Source organism: Pandoraea iniqua (assembly GCF_902459685.1).
GTDB classification, from domain to species: Bacteria; Pseudomonadota; Gammaproteobacteria; order Burkholderiales; family Burkholderiaceae; genus Pandoraea; species Pandoraea iniqua.
Genome location: NZ_CABPSF010000001.1, coordinates 230,534 through 247,208 on the forward strand (window position 1 = coordinate 230,534; position 16,675 = coordinate 247,208).

Consider the following 16,675-nt stretch of genomic DNA (forward strand, 5'->3'; position numbering starts at 1 on the left):
CGGCGTGGAAGGCAACGGCCGGTGAGAATCTCATCGGCCTTGAACACATGCGAAAACGTCAGCTCAGGTACTGGCTCGAGAACAGCACCACGGCCGAGGCGACGAGGCAGTAGATACCGAACAGGTACCAGCGGCCATGCTCCAGCCAGCGCGAGAGCCAGCGCAGGGCGATCAGGCCCGCGAAGAAGCTGAACACCATGCCCACGAGACACGGCGTGAGCACCGTCATAAAGTGGCCCGAGAATGCCTGCGTAGCGCCCGATTTGTACAGACGGTACGCCTCTTTGACGATCACCGGCGGGGTGAGCACCACGGCGAGCGCGAAGCTGAATTCTTCGACGCGAATCTTGTCGAGCCCGCGCAGCATGCCGGTCGAAATGGTCGAGCCCGAGCGCGAGAAACCACGGAACGGCAGGCACACGCCCTGCACCGCACCGATCCACGCGGAGTCGGCGGCGCGCATCGGACGGTCGCCCATCGGCGGACGTTTGCGGCCCGAGATGAGGATCAGGATGCCCGCCATCGCGAGACCCGCCGAGATGATGTACAGGTTGCCGAACAGATGCTCGATCTCGGAATGCTGCGTGCCGCGCATCAGCACCTTCTCGATGAACAGCATCAGCGCAATGCCGATCACGCCGGTAAAGGCGGTGGCGACAATCACCTGCTTGGCGTTGTGGACGAAGTCGCGGCGGGACGAGAAGTAACGCTCGCGCCACGATTTCCAGAAGTACACGATCACCGCCAGCATCGTGCCGGTGTGCAACATCACCAGCAGCAAAGTCATCTCGGGGGCGGTCGGGTCGAGCCCCATCAGCTTCTCGGCCATGATGACGTGCGCGGAGCTTGAAACGGGCAACAACTCCGCCACGCCCTGCACAATCGCGAGCACCAGCACTTGCAAATAGTCCATGCGCAATCCTTGGGAAATGGGCAAGCACACTACGCTGCAATCATGTCGTTTTGGTGACAGTCATATGACGGCGTCGCCGATCCCTGCCCCCGACCGGCTGCCGCGCATGATACCCCGTCAGAATTGGTCTTGAATGAGGTCTTTGCGTGGGTATTTTGCCGGCCGTCGGCGCGCCATCGCGCTGAAATGACAACGGGCGCCCGTGGGGACGCCCGTTGTTTTATCAGTGAAAACGAGCCGCGATGGCTACGCCGCGTTTCAGAGGCGCGCGAGGGCCTGATCCAGATCGGCCAGCAGGTCGTCGATATGCTCGATACCGATCGACAGGCGCACGGTTTCCTCGCTCACACCGGCCTTGCGCAACTCTTCCGGCGAGAGCTGGCGGTGCGTGGTCGATGCCGGGTGCGTGGCCAGCGACTTGGCGTCGCCGATGTTCACGAGGCGCGTGAAGAGTTGCAACGCATCTTGGAACGATGCGCCGGCCGCACGGCCGCCCTTCACCCCGAACGTCAGGATGCCCGGACCGCGTCCCGACAGATACTTCTTCACGAGCGCGTTGTCGGGATGCTCGGGCAAACCGGCGTAGTTCACCCACTCGACCTTCGGGTGCTGCTTGAGGAACTGCGCCACCTTCAACGCGTTTTCGGTAATGCGGTCCAGTCGCAGTGCCAGCGTCTCGATGCCTTGCAGGATCTGGAAGGCGTTGAACGGCGAGATGGCCGCGCCGGTGTTGCGCAGCGGCACGACGCGCGCACGGCCGATGTACGCGGCCGGCCCGAAGGCTTCCGTGTAGACCACGCCGTGATAGCTCACATCGGGCTCGTTCAGGCGCTTGAAGCGCGTCTTATGGTCGGCCCACGGGAATTTGCCGGAGTCGACGATGGCGCCGCCCAGACTCGTGCCGTGCCCGCCCAGATACTTGGTGAGCGAATGCACGACGATGTCGGCACCGTGCTCGAACGGACGCAGCAGATACGGCGACGGCACCGTGTTGTCGATGATGAGCGGAATGCCGTGACGATGCGCAATTTCCGCCAGCTTGGCGATGTCGGTGACGTTGCCCAGCGGGTTGCCGACGGATTCGGCGAAGATCGCTTTGGTCTTCTCGTCGATGAGCGGCTCGAACGACTCGGGTTCACGCGGGTCGGCAAAGCGCGTGGTGATGCCCGAGAGCGGCAACGTGTGCGCCAGCAGGTTGTAGGTGCCGCCGTAGAGCGCGCTCGCCGCCACGATGTTGTCGCCCGCCTCGGCAATCGTCTGAATCGCGTACGTGACGGCCGCCTGACCCGAGGCGAGGGCCAGCGCGGCAATGCCGCCTTCGAGCGCGGCGACGCGCTGCTCGAGCACGTCCTGCGTCGGGTTCATGATGCGGGTGTAGATGTTGCCGGGCACTTTCAAGTCGAACAGATCGGCGCCGTGTTGCGTGTCGTCGAACGCATACGCCACGGTCTGGTAGATCGGCACCGCCACCGCACGCGTGGTCGGGTCGGGGCGATAGCCGCCGTGCACGGCCAGCGTTTCGAGTCGCCACTTAGGCGCTTGTGCGTTCTCTTCGGTGCTCTGTGTCTTCTCGGTCATGTCGATTGTCTCCGGATAAACATGACGTTCCCTGTGGGGAACGGATGGGTTGGCGAGTTTGTTTAGCGGGTTTGTTTAGCGAGTTTGTTTAGGTATCCGATGACATTCTAATGGTCCGCTCCGCGACGCCTTATCTCTGATCGGCACATGCTTAGCTCGGCCCGGGTGCAACGGTTCGTAATATCGCGCGTAATAGCGCTTACGTTTGGGCGTTATTCGGCTGGATATACTCGATTCACGCTGATTCACCACCGCTACGGAGTCGCCCGATCATGACGTTTCGTTCTGCGCTTTTTGCGCGTCTCAGCACGCACGCCGGTGTGCCGGGGCGTGCCGCTTTGCGATGTGCGCTGGTGTTGGCCTGCATGGCGGGCGCGTGGTCCGCGACGGCGCATGCGCAGGAGAAGATCAGCATTCCTTCGCTGGATACGGACAGCGCCGGTAAGCCGGTGATGCTCGATGCGTACCTGTTTCGCGCAGCCAACGCCAAGGGGCCGACACCCGCGGTCGTGTTCATGCATGGCTGTAACGGGATGATTACGCGCAAGGGCAAGATCGACAGCCGCGAGCTCGATTGGGCGCAACGATTCAACGCGCAGGGGTATACGGTGCTGGCGGTCGACAGCTTTACGTCGCGCGGGCAGGCCAGCGAATGCCGGGGTGGCGGAGATGTTCGACCGTCGGTGGAGCGCCCGCGTGATGCCTACGGCGCGTTGCGGTATTTGCAGCAACTGCCGGGCATTGCGCCGGATCGCATCGCGCTGATGGGCTGGTCGCATGGCGGTGGCACGGTGCTGTACTCCGTGGGGCCGCGCAGCCCGGGCAAAGTGCCGGTGAGCGCATCGACGCCTGCACCCACGCCGCCTGACTTCGTGGCAGCCGTCGCGTTCTATCCGGGGTGGTGCAACACGAAGGCCCAAGGGCCCGACTGGTCGACGCGTATCCCGTTGCTCGTGCTGATCGGTGCCGATGACGTCTGGTCCAAGCCGGTGCCGTGCGACGCGTTCGTGAAAGACGTGACGGCCAAGGGCGCGCCGATCACCTTCCACATGTATCCGGGCGCGTATCACGACTTCGACTATCCGAATCTGCCGTTGCGCGAGCGCCCTGAGTTCACCAATCCGAAAACGCATATCGTCCCGATCACCGGCACGCAGCCGGAAGCCCGCGACGACGCTATCGCTCGCGTCACTGCATTTCTGGCGAAGGCTTTTGCGTCTTGATATTTCGCGGCGCCAAAACGTCTAGGGAATTTGAGTGATTCGATGCAGATGCCCGGCTGGCGGGCATCTGCGGGCGATTCGGTGGCGGTTATGCACCGGGTATCCACAGGTTAATCACCGCAAAACCCCGGGATTTCCACAGGTAATCCACTGGCAATGCCCCAGTTATCCAAGGCATATCCACAGCTTGTTCACGGCTTATCCACGACTTATCCACCCGAATGAGGCGACTTATCCCGTGGTTATCCCTGCGCTATCCCCTGACTGTCCACAGACTTGTCCCTGTGCCAATCACAGGTTGTTCACTGGGTTATCGACAGACTTATCCACAATCCGTCGACGTGGCATCGTTTCGCGCGGACAAAACAAAATCGGCCGCCAGAATTGCGGCCGATTTGTGATCGGTGAGGGTGCGTGACCCGGAGTCGCGTCGCGCCTAACTGCGGCGCCGGCTCACGGGCACATACGGCGATCAGCTACCGAAGTAAGTGCTACCTGCGCTGGCAACGTTGGTCACCGAGCCTGCCATCACCGGCTGTGCGGCACCGCCAACCTTGGCAACCGTCGTCGGATACACCGAGTCGTGTTGTTCGAGCAGACCGGCTTGCTCGGCTTGGACGAGTTCCGTGCGGACCTGTGCGCGGCTCACGGCGCTAGTTTGCGGAACCCATGCGAATTCCGAAGGACCTTCGAAGGCGTCGCTGGCAAAGGCCGAACCGGCCGACACAGCAAGCATTGCGGAAACCAGAGCCGAGGTAATAAGAGTGCGTTTCATGATGTTTTCTCCTGTCGTTTGAACGTTGGCGGTGTTCGTTTCACCGTCGACAGTTGCAGTCTATTGCTGCCATCAATCACAATAAACACGATAATTGTCTATTTTAAATTGCTGTTTTAGAAATAATGTGCGCAAGACGGGGCGGATGCAGACACGCAAGTGAGCGCTAACGCAGCAGTGGCGAGGGTTTCGGGCTGGGGGAGGTCTGAATGCGACACCGCCGCCCGGGCGTGAGCCTCGGGCGGCGGTGTGGTGGATCAGCGAATCAGGGGCTGATCGCTGGATCGCGGTGCGGCGAGATGCCTAGGCGGATCAGGCGTCGTCGTCGAGCCAAGGCACTTCGACATCGGTCAGGAACGCGACCATGGCGAGCGGACGGGCTTCGTGATGCCCCAACTTGCCGTCGGCACGATGCCACTCGACCTGGAACGTCTCAGGGTACTTGTCGGCGCGAAGCTGCACGGTACGCAGTTCTTCTTCGTCGGCTTCGTCGATCGGACCGTCGAACGACAGCACGAGCGATTGCGGCCACACGCCGTCTTCCGGGTCATAAATCTTGTCGCCACCCGGCACGTCCACGACTGCGTCGACGCCGATCGTCTTCGATGCGGCCACGATCATCTCGCCAAGGGCACGCAGCAAGGCAGTGGCGCGCGCGGAGTTGATCTGGCGCATGGCGAGATCGCCGCGCGTCAGGGCTTGTTCCAGCTTGGGATCGGTTTTTTGTTTGGTCATGCGGGTCCTCGGTAAAACGTTAGTCACCATGCAGCGCGGCGAGTGATGTCACTTCCGACTCCAGCGGCGTGCGTGGGGTTCCGATGCTACCACCGTCGCGCACGCCGGGGCGCATTACAATGCGGCTTTCGTCATTTGTCTTACCCCGGGTGCAGGCAATTCTTAGCCTGCGCCGCCTGGAGCCGTCATGGATTCACCCAAGCAAGATCAAGCCCCGCAAGCCACCGCCAACACTGCCAGCGAGACCTATGTGCGTCTGCTGGGCGAGACCGCCAAGATCGACTGGAAGGATCTGGAATCGTTTTTCGCGCGCGGTGTGCTGCTGTACGTCGCGCCGGGCGTCGATCTCGTGTCGGTCGCCGAAGCCGTCGCCAACGACGACACACCTGTCGTGACCCAGTGGCTCTCGTCCGGCATGGTGGAACGCATGCAGGCCGAACAAGCCAGCGATTTTGCCGCCCGCACCCCCGAATTGTGGGCCGTGGTGGTCGCGCCGTGGGTGCTCGTGCAGGAGCGCTCCGTCAGTCCGTGAGGTCGGTAGGTAGGGTTAGTCGGTGAGGTTAGTCGGTGGGGTTAGTCGGTAATGCCGGCTTCGACCAGACGTCGCGTGCAGTCTTCCAGCAGGTCTTGCGCGACGGCTGACGCATAAGCGTAGTCCGCGTCGAGCGATTCCGTCATCTCGTGTGCCGTGTACAGCCCCGCTTCGCGCGAGAGCGTGCCGGCCAGCTCGCGTGCGAAATCGTCGCTCAACTCCGACAACACGCGCCGCTCCGCCAGCGGCAATTGCAGTTTCGAGCGTGACAGCCAAAGCTGTGCGAGCGAAGCGCCCTGTTTGTCGGTCATCCACTGTCCATGCTCGTAATAGGCCGAGAGTCGCTCGGCCGTCAGCGCGAACAGCAAGGCGCGACGGGTGTTGAAATTCAGACGAATCGGTGTGGCTTCCGGCATGACGATTGCACTCTCTGGTGGATGTTGAGCAAGGGGCCAGGTGAGCGGGGGGAGCAAGGGCGCCAAAGGTATCACGCAAACAACCGCAGCAGCGCGGTGCGCGCGTGGCGGATCAATTCGGTCTCGTCGGCACGCCCCGGTATCAGATGGAATTCGGCGCGCGGCAGCGGGGGCAGTCCCAGCGACGGCGGGCACACGACGAGGTCGGACGTGAGCGCCGACTCGTTCAGACACGAAATCCCCAAGCCGGCCCCCAGCGCCAGTTGCATCCCCGCGACACCCGCTGCCGAGTGCGAGACGCGGTACGGCACTTTGTGGCGCTCGAGCACACTGAGCACCAGACTTTGCAGCGCACACGAGGGCGGCAGCGTGACGAGGGGCAACGGCTCTCCCAGCGGTTCGGCAAGCGTCGACGACATTGCCCAGACCAGCCGCTCGCGGCGCACCAGCGTGCCCGGCGCACGATAGCCCAGTGCCTTCGGCGCCTTGCCCATGTCGTCATTCATCAGCCGCAACGCCAACCCCACATCGAAGTGTTCGCCAGTCAGCGCCGTGCGCTCGATCTGCGCACTTTGCATCGCGCTCACATGCAAACGCAGGCGCGGATACAGGCTCGCGAAGCGCTTGAGCACACGGCCCACATCGTGCGGGCGGTAGTAATCGGTGATGGCGATGCGCAGTTCGCCGTCGAGCAATACGCCTTGCAGGTCTTCAAACGCGGCCTCGGACAGCGCGGAAATCTGCCGCGCGTAGGCAATCAGGCGCGTGCCGGCCGGCGTCGCGCGCATGCCCTTGCGTGAGCGCACCAGCAGCGGCTGGCCCGCCCGCTCTTCCAGCTTCTTCAATTGTTCGCTGACCGTCGATTGCGACAGAAAGATCAGCTCGGCCGCAGCCGAAATGCTGCCCGCATCGTGAATGGCGATGAAGGTGCGTAACTGCGTGAGGTCGAAGGCGCGGGCGTTCATGGCGGCTCTCGGGTGGATGCTGTCACTGCAATAGCGCAGCAGTATCTCTGCGGTTTCTCGCTTATCGCGTCGAACCGGCGCGCCTCGGCGTAGATAATCCGGAAAACACGATATAAGGCATCGAATTTTCCCGCTTTTCCGATGGATTGTCTATCCGTACGATGCGTAGCATCCCTCCTCCTCTGCGACGCGCCTCCGGGCCGTGCACCGTGTCACTCATGAACGATCGCCTCTCGTGTACCGCCGCGCCGCCCGGCCCGGCTATTCCCTTGGTTCCCCTCACGCCTCTGACGCCCGGGCCTGCGCCCACGGTATTGCCTGCGGCTGACGCGGCGCTGCGCCGTGGCGGTACCCGTGCATTGGGGCGTGAGCATCGCTGGAAGGTGCTGGGTGTGGGCGTGGCGGCCAACGCCAGCTTTGCCGCCGCCTTGGGCGGCCTGCCGGCAACCGCCGTGCAGATGCGCAGCGACTACGCGCTCGCCAACGGCGATCTCGGCCTCGTGCTTGGGTTGATCGGGCTGGGCATTGCCGTGTCCGAATTGCCTTGGGGCATGCTCACCGACCGTTGGGGCGACCGTCGTGTGCTGCTGGTCGGATTGATGGTGACGGCGGCGGCATTGTTCGCGATGGGTATCTGGGTGGTGCCGACGCCCCGACATGTGCCGCCGATGCCGTTGCTGGCCGCCGGCATGCTCGCCATCGGCATTCTCGGCGGCAGCGTCAACGGGTCGAGCGGGCGCGCGGTGATGCGCTGGTTTCATGACGGCGAGCGCGGGCTGGCGATGAGCGTGCGGCAATGCGCCGTGCCGCTGGGCGGCGGCGTCGGCGCGATGCTGCTGCCCGGGGCTGCGCTGCATTTCGGCTTCGCTGTGGTCTACATCGGGCTGGCGGTCGCGTGCGTTGCGGCAACGTACATGGCGTGGCTGTGGCTGCTCGAACCGCCGGAAGAAGCGCATGAGTCGGCGGACGCCGCACGTGTTGCGCCAGTACGTGCCGGCGCTACCGCCGGCGCACCGGTTCAATACTCACCGCTGCGCGATGCGCGGTTGCTGAGCACGGCGTTGGGTATGGCGGTGCTCGCCATGCCGCAAATTGCCGTACTGACGTTCGGGACGGTCTTTCTGCATGACTTCGCACATGCGAGCGTGCTGACGATTTCGCTCACGCTCGGGGCGGTGCAGACCGGGGCGGCGCTCACACGGGTCTGGAGTGGGCGCTATACCGACAAGCGTCGCAATCGTCCGCAATATCTGCGCGTTTGCACGGTCACAGTGGGCGTTGTCTTTGCGCTGCTGGCGGCACTTGTGGCCGCGCTGACGCTGCACCCGGACTGGCTCGCGCACGGCACGCCGTGGCTCATCGCGTTGCTGATCGTGGGCGGCATGGTGGCGTCGGCGTGGCACGGTGTCGCGTTCACCGAACTGGCGACGCTGGCGGGCGCTTCACGTGCCGGGACCGCGCTTGGCATCGGTAACACGGGGGTCTTCATGACGATGTTCGTCACGCCGCTTTCGATTCCGTTCCTGCTCTCGATCGGTGGCTGGGCACTCGTGTGGTCAGGCGGGCTCCTGTGTGCCGCGCTGGCGTGGCCGTTGTTTGTGTGGTCGCATCGCGAGCGTGCGGGGCGATAGGCTTTCGCCGCCAAGTCACTACGGCAGATGCACGTGCTCGACGAGAAAATCGAGAAACGCGCGCACGCGGGCGGGCAGGTGTCCGCCCTGCCCCACATAGACGGCATGCACGGGCTCCAGATCGCCCGGGTTGTAGTCTTCGAGCACGGCGACGAGGCGTCCTTCGCGCAGGTCGGCATCGACGTGATACCGCGAGTGACGCCCGAGCCCGAGGCCTTCGACGGCGAGCTTGCGCATGATCTCGCCGTTGCTCACGACCATGTTGCCGATCTGCGGGTAGTGCGTGATGCCGCCTGCCCCGTCGAGAAATGGCCAGCCCTGCACCTGACGATCGAAGTTGAAGGCCATCACGTTGTGATGAATCAGGTCGGCGGGGGTGCGCAGCGGACCGTTGCGCGCGAGGTAGCCGGGGGACGCGACGACATGCATGCGGCTCTCGCCGAGCTTGCGCGCGACCAGTCGCGAGTCGCGCAGCGGCCCCGCCCGCACGGCGACATCGGCGCGTTGCTCCAGCAGGTCGACGACGGTGTCAGTCAGCGTGAGATCGAGCCGGATTTCAGGGAATTGTGCGAGAAATGCCGGGATGACCGGCAGCAGATAGAGTGTGCCGATCGGCACACTGGCGTTCACACGAAGCAGGCCGCGCGGCACAGCGCCAGCAGCCGCTTCGCGCTCCGCCGCCTCGATGTCGGCCAGCACGCGGGTGGCGCGCTCGTGAAACGCGGTGCCCTCGGGGGTGAGTTGCAGACGGCGCGTCGAACGGTTGAATAACCGCGCACCCAAGCGCGCTTCGAGGCGCGCAATCAGCTTGCTCACCGCCGACGGCGTCATGTGAAGCGCCCGCGCTGCGGCTGAAAACCCGCCCAGTTCGGCCACGCGCGCGAAAACTTCCATATCGCCGGAGCGGTTGACGTCCTGTCGACCCATCGCAAGTGCCCTCGTGCTCGTCGTTTGACGCATTGTGACTTGAAGTCACAAATGATTTTCCTTCGCGCAGTCTATTTCATCAATGCGAGGACGTCTATATTGCGTGGCATTGGTCAGCGTTGTCTCAGTGGTTGCTGTTTTTCTTCTGACGCACGGACGCGGCCTTTCCAAAGATTCGCAATATTCAGACAGGAGTTTCTCGTGCCCATCGCCCTTTACGCCCTGACCGCCGGTGCCTTCGGCATTGGCGTGACGGAGTTCGTCATCATGGGTCTGCTGCTCAACGTCGGCGCCGATTTCGGCGTCTCGATCGCGGCAGCCGGCCTGCTAATTTCCGGTTATGCGCTGGGTGTCGTCGTCGGCGCCCCGCTCATGACCACCGCCACCGCCCGCTGGCCGCGCAAGACCGTGCTGCTGGTGCTGATGGCGATCTTCACCATCGGCAATGCGGCTTGTGCTGTCGCACCGAGCTATACCGCGCTGATGGCCGCGCGCGTGCTGACGTCGTTTGCCCACGGCACGTTCTTCGGCGTGGGCTCGGTGGTTGCCACCGGTCTCGTGTCGCGTGAGCGCCGTGCGTCGGCCATCGCCGTGATGTTCACCGGCCTGACGGTTGCCAACATTCTTGGCGTGCCGTTCGGCACGTGGCTCGGCCAGAGCTACGGCTGGCGCGCAAGCTTCTGGGCGGTGACGGTCATCGGCGCGCTCGCGTTCGTGGTGATCGCCCTGTTCGTGCCGAAGATTGCGGCCCCGAAGGACGCGGGCGACTGGCGTGCCGATTTGCGTGCGCTGGCACGCCGCCCGGTGCTGCTGGGGTTGCTCACGACGGTGCTGGGCTGGGTCGGTGTGTTCGGTGTGTTCACGTACATCGCGCCGCTGCTCACGGAAGTGACCGGCTTCGCCGAGCGCGCAGTGTCGCCGATTCTGCTGATCTTCGGCGGTGGTCTGGTGGTGGGCAATCTGCTGGGCGGCAAGCTGGCCGATCGCCGCGTCGTGCCGACCGTGCTAGGCAGCCTGCTGTCGTTGTCCGTCGTGCTGGGACTGATGACCTTTGCGCTGCACTCGCAATGGCTGTCGATCGTGTTCGTTGCGCTGCTGGGCGCCACGGCGTTCGCAACGGTCGCACCGTTGCAACTCTGGGTGATGGAGAAGGCCTCGGGAGCGGGCGAGAGTCTCGCGTCGAGCTTCAACATTGCCGCGTTCAATCTGGGCAACGCCATCGGTGCGTGGCTGGGTGGCTTCGTGATTAATCACGGCGGCTTGACGGCGGTGCCTTGGGTGGCGGCGCTGGTGCCGCTGGCGGGCGTGGGCGTGGCGCTGTTGAGCCTGCGTCTGGATCGTCGCGATGCGCGCGCCCAACTGACGCCGAACTGCGAAACACCGGCGATGTAATCGTCGACGCGTTTCAATGACGCCGGGGCGGCGGGTTCACACCCGTCGCCCCGGTTTTCGTTTCGCACCTGCGCTCATTGACGTCAACGAGTGACGTCAATGAGCGACCTCAATGAGCGATGTCAGGCAAGCACGCCGATGATGACGCTGGTGGCGGCAAATGCCGCCGTCGCGCCGTTGGCTTCCGCGAGTCCCCGGTTCACCAAGGTGTCGTGCGGCATCACGGCAGCCAGTCGGCCGCCGCCGGGCAGCGCGAGAATGACTTCGGCCTGTCCGGTGTCGTTCGTAATGGATACCACCGTGCCGGCCAGCCGGTTGGCCGTCGGCAAACCGGCGAGGTCTGCCCCGCGCGCGATCTCGATCCATGGCGCCTTGATGAGCGCGAAGGCATCGCCGCCCACGGCGAGTCCGAGCGTCTGCGTGCTGTGATGCGTGAGCGACGCCGTGATCGCTTCGCCGCCGGGCAGCGTGAGCGTCACTTCGTCGTTCACACCGCAGCGCCGAATCGCCGTGATCGTGCCGTGCAACTGATTTCGTGCACTCGTTTGTAAGCCGAGGCGCGCAATCACCTGCCACTGCTCGTCGAAGTGTTCGAGATCGTTGGCTACCCGGGCGAGAAACTGCTGCTGCGCCGCTTCGACCGCGCGAAACGCTGCCACGAGCTTCGCGCCGCGTGCCGTCAGCGTGGTGCCGCCACCGCCGCGTCCGCCCGTGCTGCGCGCGACGAGCGGCTCGCCTGCGAGCTGGTTCATCGCGTCGACCGCATCCCATGCCGCCTTGTAGCTCATGCCGGCAGCCTTCGCGGCGGCCGTGATCGAACCTTGCGTGGCGATGTGTTCAAGCAGGGCGATTCGTGCCTGACCACCGAGCGACGAATTGCCGCGATGCAGCCAAAGTGAGCCACTTACTTGCAGTGCATTATTTGTTTCGTTGCGCAAAACATCATCCGGCGTTGAAGAAGGTTCGGAAACCATAATGTTTTTTTCGATCAAACCCAGAGGTGGTCGCATTGTAGAGGCCTACGGAACCTGTCAGAAACAATAGCCGAAAGCCCGAGTGTTGCGGCGCACCAACGGAGGTCACTTCGGAGGCCTGATTGGGGGACGAATGGGGGACGTTTCTCATCTACATTGAATTAGCCGCATGCCCCCCCAATGCCGGTCGGATCCCGCCAGACCAACGACCTCACGGTCCTGACGAGGTGCGCCCGGGAATGCGACGTTTACCGAAGTGCCCACTCACCTGACACAACAGAAACGGGGTGAAATGATGCGCGTCAGGAATATCAAGGAAACGGTTGACGGGGCTCGATACTATCGTCTGGTTCGCACACTGCCTAACGGTAAGCGACATCAGATGCAAATCTCTTTCTCCGCGGGTGAAATGCGCTTCAGGCGTTTCGTGGCACAGCGACTCTGGTTGCTGCGCGCCGAAATGCGAGACAGTACGCGTGCGGCGGCTGCCCCTGCCCCACGCAGCAATATGCCTCAGCTGGTGTTTTAACGAAGCCATACCGCAAGCGAATATCTCGCCGGGCCGGATCACTCCGCCCCGGCGTTTTCGTTTGTCGACTCGGAATTCGTGATGGCGACCCCCGGGCATTAGTTGGTTGTCCTTGATATCCGCGCGGTGCGAGATATCGACCGAACGGTCGGTCAGCGCCGCTTGGTCGTCGCTTAGTCGCCGCTTGGCCGCCTTCAGCCGGCCTTCCTCGGCGGCAGCTCGGCGGCTCTGGGTGTCGTCTTGACGGCCGTGAGCCCGGTGCCGGCATGGGCAATCGCAAACTGCACCAGTTCGTCGAACGAAATCGGCCGCGCGAACAAATATCCCTGCGCATACGTGACGTCGCGCTCGCGCAGGTAATTCGCCTGCATCTCGTTTTCCACACCCTCCGCCACGATCGTCATCTGCAAGTTGTTGGCGAGCTGGATGATCGAGTCGCAGATATTGCGCGTGACGGTGTCGTCTTCGGTCACCGGCAAGAATTCCTTGTCGATCTTCAGATAGTTGAAGTCGTAGCGCTTGAGGTAGCCGATCGAGTTGTTCTCGGCGCCGAAGTCGTCGAGCGCGGTTTCGATGCCGCGCCGTTGCAGTTCCGACATCACGTGGCGTGCCGCCGCCGTGTCGCGAATGACGTAGCGCTCGGTGATTTCAGCGACCAGCGGATAGGTGTCGTTCAGCGAACCGTATAGCCGCTCGATGTCTTGCACGATGGTGGTGTCGCGCAGGTGCCGCTCGGCGAGATTGATCCCCATGTGAAAACCGGGCGGCAGCGCCCCCATCGACATGTCGTTACGAATCTGGCGCAGCACGGAGCGCGTGAGATCCACGATCAGGCCGTTGCTCTCGGCAATCGGAATAAAGGCGTCGGGGCGCACGAGGCCTGCGAGCGGGTGGTGCCAGCGCAACAGCGCTTCGGCGCCGGCGCAGCGGTTCGTGGCCAGTTCCATGACCGGCTGGTAATACACCTTGAATTCGTCGCGTTTGATGCCGCGTGCGATCTGCCGCCGCATGAACTGCGCCGGGCCGAGGTGACGGAATGTCATCACGCCGAGCAAAAACGCGATGACCGCGCCGAACGACAGGAAGATGGGGGCCTGACTGGCGGCAAGCTCGCGCATGAGCGTCGGGCTGCCGGCGAGCGAGGTCGCAAAGTGTTCCGACGCCAGTGTGACCTGCGCGCCGCGTGTGGCAACGCCGGACGACTGGAGCAGCGGCCCTTCCGAGGTGAGCGACATCTTGCCCACGGTCATCGCCGTCCATGCGAGGTCGTTGTTCTTCACGCTGTGCAGCGTTTCGGTCAGATAGACGCCGTCGACATAGCCGAGCACGCCGTCGGTCGCCGAGGTCGGCACGTACAGTGCCAGCGCGGGCGCTTCGCGGGCGTACGGCGAGCCGGGCACGAGCAGCGTGCGGGCGCCGGTGAGCATGGGGACGACTTCGGCCGGCATGGCCATGTCGAGGCCCTCGGTCGAGCGGGCGACCGACGAGCAATAGAGCTGGCCGCGTGACACGAGCCAGATGGAGCGAAAGTAGGGGCTGAGGGTGCCGGTGGCCTGAAGCTGGTTGCCGACGTCGCCGCAGGAGCGGCCGACCCACGGGGTCACGCCCTGAAGCGTTTTTTCGGCCTGAAGGACGATGCGCTCGAGCGCATCGCGCTGGCGTACGGCTTCTTCCTGAAGAATCGACTGCGACATGTGATAAATGCGCAGCCAGCCCACGAAGAGGACAACGACAAACGTGACCGCCACAACAACCCCGGTCACCAGCCACTGCACGACTCTCGAATGTTGAATCATGTGCTGCCAACCCGGAAATAAGTGGGGCCCTTGTGTGCTGTTTGTGTTGCAGGGCACAACCCGTCAATCGACTCTACACGAATCCCAGACGGCATCCAACGCCCGATAAACCCGCACGACAAAACCCTTAGGGCTGTCGCAATCGCGTCATTTCGGCACAGGATTGACGCGATTCCGACGCACCCGCGGCGTTCATTCAGCGGCTCGGAGCTACGCTAATTGCGGCATCTGGACGGCAAACTCAGGCCGAACGCAGGGCAAATTGATGGCGGAATCGCGACAAAACTTGGCGTAACGACGATTTACGCATGCTCTACACTTCACTCATTAAATTTCTGACGGAAATTGAGAAATATCCCAACTTTCATGCATATCTGCACGAAAGTCGTCGGAATCTGACCGTTTTCCTAAGCTACAGACGTCAAGTCGTTCCTCCCATGTCGAGTCAACCTGCTTCCTCTCTCGCTGGCGCCCCTACGCCGGCTGCGCAGGGCACGGCGTTCCGCGTGCTGTCTGCCATCAGCTTCTCTCACTTGCTCAACGACATGATCCAGTCGTTGATCCTGGCGATCTATCCGCTGCTCAAGGCCAATTTCGACCTGAGTTTCGGGCAGGTCGGCCTGATCACGCTGACGTATCAGATCACCGCGTCGTTGTTGCAGCCCGTCGTCGGCCTTTATACCGACAAGTACCCGAAACCGTATTCATTGCCGGTCGGCATGGGATTCACGCTCGTGGGTCTGCTGCTGCTGGCGGTGGCGCCAAACTTCGGCGTGCTGCTTGTCGCGGCGGCGCTGGTGGGCATGGGCTCGTCGGTGTTCCATCCGGAATCGTCGCGCGTGGCCCGCATGGCCTCGGGCGGCCGTCATGGCATGGCGCAATCGTTCTTCCAAGTCGGCGGTAACGTCGGCTCGTCGCTGGGCCCGTTACTGGCGGCGCTGATCATCGTCCCGCATGGCCGTGGCAGTGTGGCGTGGTTCTCGGTGGCGGCGCTCGTGGCGATCTTCGTGCTGTTCCACGTGAGCCGCTGGTATGCGGCGCAGCGCGCGGCCAGCAAGGGCAAGCCGGCAGCGCGTCGCGGCGGCACGGCGCACCTGTCGCGCGGCAAGGTCATGTTCGCCATCGGCATCCTGCTGGTGCTGATCTTCTCGAAGTACTTCTACCTCGCGAGCATCAGCAGCTACTTCACGTTCTATCTGATCAGCAAGTTCCACGTGTCGGTGCAGAACGCGCAGATCCATCTGTTCGTGTTCCTGTTCGCGGTGGCGGCCGGCACGATGATCGGCGGCCCGCTGGGCGACAAGATCGGCCGCAAGTATGTGATCTGGGGCTCGATCCTCGGTGCGGCGCCGTTCACCCTGATGCTGCCGTACGCCAGCCTGTACTGGACCGGCATCCTGACGGTGGCCATCGGCCTGATTCTGGCGTCGGCCTTCTCGGCGATTCTGGTCTACGCGCAGGAGCTGATTCCGGGCAAGGTGGGGACGGTTTCGGGGCTGTTCTTCGGCTTCGCGTTCGGGATGGGCGGCGTGGGCGCTGCCGTGCTGGGTCAACTGGCCGACACGACGAGCATCGACTTCGTGTACCACGTGTGCGCGTTCCTGCCGCTGCTCGGTATCGTGACGATCTTCCTGCCGAACGTCGAAGGTCACAAGAAGGCGGCGGCCTGATACGGGTCTGATCGCTTGAAGAGGCGCTGCCAGGGCTTTCCCGGCAGCGCCCAAAACAAAACGCCGGCCTGAGCGATCAGGACCGGCGTTTTGCTTGGGTATCGACTACCTTACGGCGCGGCGCGCTTTTGCAGTGCCCACTTGCCCTTCTCGCCGTCCTTGCAGGCGTTGAGCCTGAGCGTGACGTCCTGACCCTTGGCGTTGAGCAGCACGATCAGATCCCGGCACGTCTTGTCGTCGGTCTTTTGCGTGTTGGTTGCCGTGATCTGGCCGGTGAACTGCGTGGGCGTGCCGGTGCCCTTGTTGTTCCAATCAACGGTCTCGTTGTCCTGCTTGTTGGAGAGCACGTCGTCGGCCGCCTTGGCGAGCGAGGCGTTGTCCTTCGCGCGCAGCCACGCCAGCGGCGAGTTGCTCATGAACGTGAGGTTGGAGGCGGCGAGCACGGGTGCGGCAGCACCGGCACCGATGAGAAGGGCTGCGCCAAGCGCGAGCAAACGGGTATGCGACATTCGGAGTCCTTGAGATTGTCGGGCGGGGACGGTGCCTGCCGGGTGCTGCGCGAGTAGCGCGGCCCGCACGGTGCCTGAAGACAGAACTCGCACCGGTGCGGCGGCAGGGG

The 16,675-nt window shown here is 63.4% G+C and carries 15 protein-coding genes; 5 read left to right on the forward strand and 10 right to left on the reverse strand.

The annotated features are described in order from the left end of the window. Positions 1–58: 58 nt before the first annotated feature. Both PIN31009_RS00905 and PIN31009_RS00910 read right to left on the reverse strand, forming a co-directional pair. Positions 59–913, reverse strand: coding sequence for an undecaprenyl-diphosphate phosphatase (locus tag PIN31009_RS00905; RefSeq protein ID WP_058376721.1), 855 nt, complete (start codon positions 911–913; stop codon positions 59–61). Positions 914–1,171: 258 nt separating this feature from the next. Next, positions 1,172–2,491, reverse strand: coding sequence for an O-acetylhomoserine aminocarboxypropyltransferase/cysteine synthase family protein (locus tag PIN31009_RS00910; protein WP_150789011.1), 1,320 nt, complete (start codon positions 2,489–2,491; stop codon positions 1,172–1,174). Positions 2,492–2,763: 272 nt separating this feature from the next. Between PIN31009_RS00910 and PIN31009_RS00915 the strand changes: the two genes are divergently transcribed. After that, positions 2,764–3,714, forward strand: a complete 951-nt coding sequence (locus PIN31009_RS00915; RefSeq protein WP_174996862.1) for a dienelactone hydrolase family protein — start codon at positions 2,764–2,766, stop codon at positions 3,712–3,714. Positions 3,715–4,186: 472 nt separating this feature from the next. Here PIN31009_RS00915 and PIN31009_RS00920 read toward each other — a convergent pair whose 3' ends face one another. Continuing rightward, positions 4,187–4,489, reverse strand: coding sequence for a DUF4148 domain-containing protein (locus PIN31009_RS00920; RefSeq protein WP_058376723.1), 303 nt, complete (start codon positions 4,487–4,489; stop codon positions 4,187–4,189). 312 nt (positions 4,490–4,801) lie between these two features. Further along, positions 4,802–5,224 (reverse strand): hypothetical protein, encoded by a 423-nt coding sequence (locus PIN31009_RS00925; protein ID WP_058376724.1) that lies wholly within the window; start codon positions 5,222–5,224, stop codon positions 4,802–4,804. A gap of 187 nt (positions 5,225–5,411) precedes the next feature. Between PIN31009_RS00925 and PIN31009_RS00930 the strand changes: the two genes are divergently transcribed. Further along, a complete protein-coding gene (locus PIN31009_RS00930) occupies positions 5,412–5,756 on the forward strand; it encodes a DUF2288 domain-containing protein (protein ID WP_150789012.1) in 345 nt (114 codons plus the stop codon). Positions 5,757–5,797: 41 nt separating this feature from the next. On the opposite strand, the gene PIN31009_RS00935 is transcribed toward PIN31009_RS00930, so the two are convergent. Then, positions 5,798–6,172, reverse strand: a complete 375-nt coding sequence (locus PIN31009_RS00935; RefSeq protein WP_150682674.1) for a hypothetical protein — start codon at positions 6,170–6,172, stop codon at positions 5,798–5,800. Positions 6,173–6,243: 71 nt separating this feature from the next. Then, complete coding sequence (locus PIN31009_RS00940) at positions 6,244–7,137, reverse strand: LysR family transcriptional regulator (protein ID WP_150789013.1); 894 nt, start codon at positions 7,135–7,137, stop codon at positions 6,244–6,246. Between the two features lie 218 nt (positions 7,138–7,355). Here PIN31009_RS00940 and PIN31009_RS00945 point away from each other — a divergent pair, with 218 nt between their 5' ends. Further along, on the forward strand, positions 7,356–8,768 hold the full coding sequence (locus PIN31009_RS00945) for an MFS transporter (protein ID WP_150789014.1): 1,413 nt from the start codon (positions 7,356–7,358) through the stop codon (positions 8,766–8,768). Between the two features lie 18 nt (positions 8,769–8,786). On the opposite strand, the gene PIN31009_RS00950 is transcribed toward PIN31009_RS00945, so the two are convergent. Beyond that, the gene (locus PIN31009_RS00950; protein ID WP_058376728.1) at positions 8,787–9,695 is read right to left on the reverse strand and encodes a LysR family transcriptional regulator; all 909 of its coding nucleotides are present in this window, start codon (positions 9,693–9,695) and stop codon (positions 8,787–8,789) included. A 201-nt stretch (positions 9,696–9,896) separates the two neighbouring features. Here PIN31009_RS00950 and PIN31009_RS00955 point away from each other — a divergent pair, with 201 nt between their 5' ends. Beyond that, positions 9,897–11,087 (forward strand): MFS transporter, encoded by a 1,191-nt coding sequence (locus tag PIN31009_RS00955; RefSeq protein WP_150682678.1) that lies wholly within the window; start codon positions 9,897–9,899, stop codon positions 11,085–11,087. Between the two features lie 122 nt (positions 11,088–11,209). Here PIN31009_RS00955 and PIN31009_RS00960 read toward each other — a convergent pair whose 3' ends face one another. Both PIN31009_RS00960 and PIN31009_RS00965 read right to left on the reverse strand, forming a co-directional pair. Next, the gene (locus tag PIN31009_RS00960) at positions 11,210–12,061 is read right to left on the reverse strand and encodes a TOBE domain-containing protein (protein ID WP_150789015.1); all 852 of its coding nucleotides are present in this window, start codon (positions 12,059–12,061) and stop codon (positions 11,210–11,212) included. Between the two features lie 723 nt (positions 12,062–12,784). After that, entirely contained in the window at positions 12,785–14,386 is a 1,602-nt protein-coding gene (locus tag PIN31009_RS00965) for an EAL domain-containing protein (protein WP_150682680.1), read from the reverse strand. 437 nt (positions 14,387–14,823) lie between these two features. Here PIN31009_RS00965 and PIN31009_RS00970 point away from each other — a divergent pair, with 437 nt between their 5' ends. Beyond that, on the forward strand, positions 14,824–16,056 hold the full coding sequence (locus PIN31009_RS00970) for an MFS transporter (RefSeq protein WP_058376732.1): 1,233 nt from the start codon (positions 14,824–14,826) through the stop codon (positions 16,054–16,056). Between the two features lie 110 nt (positions 16,057–16,166). Here the strand turns inward: PIN31009_RS00970 and PIN31009_RS00975 are convergent, their stop codons facing one another. After that, complete coding sequence (locus PIN31009_RS00975; RefSeq protein ID WP_150789016.1) at positions 16,167–16,565, reverse strand: RT0821/Lpp0805 family surface protein; 399 nt, start codon at positions 16,563–16,565, stop codon at positions 16,167–16,169. Between the last annotated feature and the right edge of the window lie 110 nt (positions 16,566–16,675).